Genomic DNA, 2,151 nt, shown 5'->3' on the forward strand with positions numbered 1-2,151 from the left:
GGGCGGGCCGGGCGGCGGTCGGCGTCAGCCGGGGTGCGGCCCGGTGGCGGCGGGGCGTTCGGGGTCGGCCGACCAGGCGGACCAGGACCCGGGGTGGAGGGCGGCGTCGACACCCGCGACGGCGGGCAGGAAACCGCCGGCGGCGTCGCGGTTGTCGCCGGTGGGGGCGCCGACCGCGCCCGGGACGCGGCCGGCGCGCGGGTCGACCGGCTCCGTCTCGCCGCGGTAGCGCTCGGCGGAGTCCAGGGCCGCGCGCGGCTCGGCGGCCGAGATGGTGACGGTGGAGGTCATGCCGCCACCCCGTGCCGGTCGCCGGACTCCGGGATCGCGATGGGCGGCACGTCGGGCGACAGCCGCAGCCGCTCCAGGAAGAGCACCAGGGTGGCGGCCGCGGTGCGGTGCGTCACGTCGTTGAGCACGTCGTGCCGGGTGCCGGTCAGACCGACCAGGTGCACCCCGGGAAACCCGCTGTAGACGCGGCGGGCGTCGGAGAGCGGGCTGACGGTGTCGTCGGCGCCGTGCAGCGCGAGCACGGGCACGGTCACCCGGTCGAGCGCGGGCGGGGCGTCGAGCGGCCCGTCCACCAGGGCGCCGCGCCGGAAGGCCGGGTCGGCGGTGAGGCGGCCGCGATGGGTGGGGCAGGCGGTGCGGAGGTCCAGCTCCGACTCCCAGTCACCGGTCGCCGGCGCGGTGTCCCGCCCGGTGGGCAGGCCGGCCAGCACGAGCGCGTCCACCGCGACGGCGCGGTCGGCGACGAGGGCGATCGCCCGCCGGGCACCGTCGTCCGCCCCGAGCAGCACCCGGGGGCCCGGCCCGGCTTCGGCGAGCAGCCCCGGCAGCGACCCGGCCGCGCCGGCCACGTCGTCCAGGGCACGCACCCGGTACGCGTCGAACGCCAGCCGGCGGCCGAGACGTTCGTACACGCCCCCGTGCTCACCGCGTCCCGGCAGCACGAACACGGTGCCGCGTGCGGCGAGTTCGGCGGGTTCGTCCCAGCTGTGGATCGCGTGGGTCATCGGAGCCTCGATTCGGTGACGGCAGGCGTCAGCGCCGCGCGCCGGCACGGCCCACGGCGGGGCGCGGGGCGGCGCGCGAAGACGACGGAAGAAAGGGGAAGGCGAGGAAGCGGGGAGAGCGGGGTGCCTCAGCCGCGGCGACAGCGCGCGGAGCACACGCGGCCGAAGTCGACCGCGCGGCGCTGCGTCAGCAACGCGCCGAGCGGCAGGGCCGGGGACTCCGACCGCCGTTCGGCGTCAAGGGGGCGCGACTCATGGGTCGCCCCGAGCGTGGCACGCGGCATGCCCCCAGAATGACCGCCGCCGCCCCGATCCGTCCAACGACGATTCGCCATCAAAACCGATCACGATCACTGATCGATCGCTGCTACCGTTCGAACATGGGACCGGTACTGGACATCGTCGCGTTGCGCAGCCTGCTCGCCATCGCGGACCACGGCGGCTTCCACCGTGCCGCGCGGGCCCTGTCCCTGAGCCAGTCCGCCGTCAGCCAGCATGTCAGGCGGCTGGAGAAGACGTTGGGCCGCCCGGTCGTCGAACGGGACGGCCGCCGCACCCGGTTCACCCCCGACGGCGAGGCGCTGATCGAGGAGGCCCGCCGGATCGTCGGCGTGCACGACGCCGCCGTCCGACGGCTCCGCGGCACCGACCCGGCCGAGACGACCGTCACCATCGGCTCCACCGAACACGCCGCCGACCAGATCCTCCCGGCGCTCGCCGACGCGGTGCGGGCCGTACGGCCCCAGGCCCAGGTGCGGTTCAGGATCGACCGCTCCGCCCGACTGGTCGAGGCCGTGGACCGCGGCACGGTCGACGTCGCCGTCTACGTGGCCGAAGCCGCCGCCACACCCGGCGTGCCCGCCGGGGCCCTCCCGCTCGCCTGGTACACGATCCCCGGCTGGGCCCCGCCGACACCCCCCGAGCCGCTACCGCTGGTCGCCGTCCAGGAACCGTGCACCATCCGGCACCGGGCGCTGAGCGTCCTGTCCGACCACGGCATCCCCGCCGCGGTGGTATGCGACGCGGGCTACCTCGCCGGGGTGTTGGACGCGACACGCGCCGGCCTCGGCGCCGCCCTGCTGGCGGCCGTCGGCCCCCACCCCGACGGCCTGGAACGACGCGACGACCTCCCGAC

General features: G+C 76.8%; 3 protein-coding genes. 1 reads left to right on the forward strand and 2 read right to left on the reverse strand.

Features of this window, described 5'->3' with window-relative positions:
• Window positions 1-24: 24 nt before the first annotated feature.
• Window positions 25-291, reverse strand: coding sequence for a hypothetical protein (locus E1283_RS35565; RefSeq protein WP_207930667.1), 267 nt, complete (start codon window positions 289-291; stop codon window positions 25-27).
• Window positions 288-1,016 (reverse strand): alpha/beta hydrolase, encoded by a 729-nt coding sequence (locus tag E1283_RS35570; RefSeq protein WP_132822290.1) that lies wholly within the window; start codon window positions 1,014-1,016, stop codon window positions 288-290. The genes E1283_RS35565 and E1283_RS35570 overlap by 4 nt, the downstream gene beginning before the upstream one ends.
• Before the next feature lie 380 nt (window positions 1,017-1,396).
• Here E1283_RS35570 and E1283_RS35575 point away from each other — a divergent pair.
• Window positions 1,397-2,151 (forward strand): LysR family transcriptional regulator (locus E1283_RS35575; RefSeq protein ID WP_132822291.1); only part of this gene is annotated, 755 nt, incomplete at its 3' end.

The organism is Streptomyces hainanensis (genome assembly GCF_004348415.1).
Taxonomy (GTDB): domain Bacteria; phylum Actinomycetota; class Actinomycetes; order Streptomycetales; family Streptomycetaceae; genus Streptomyces; species Streptomyces hainanensis.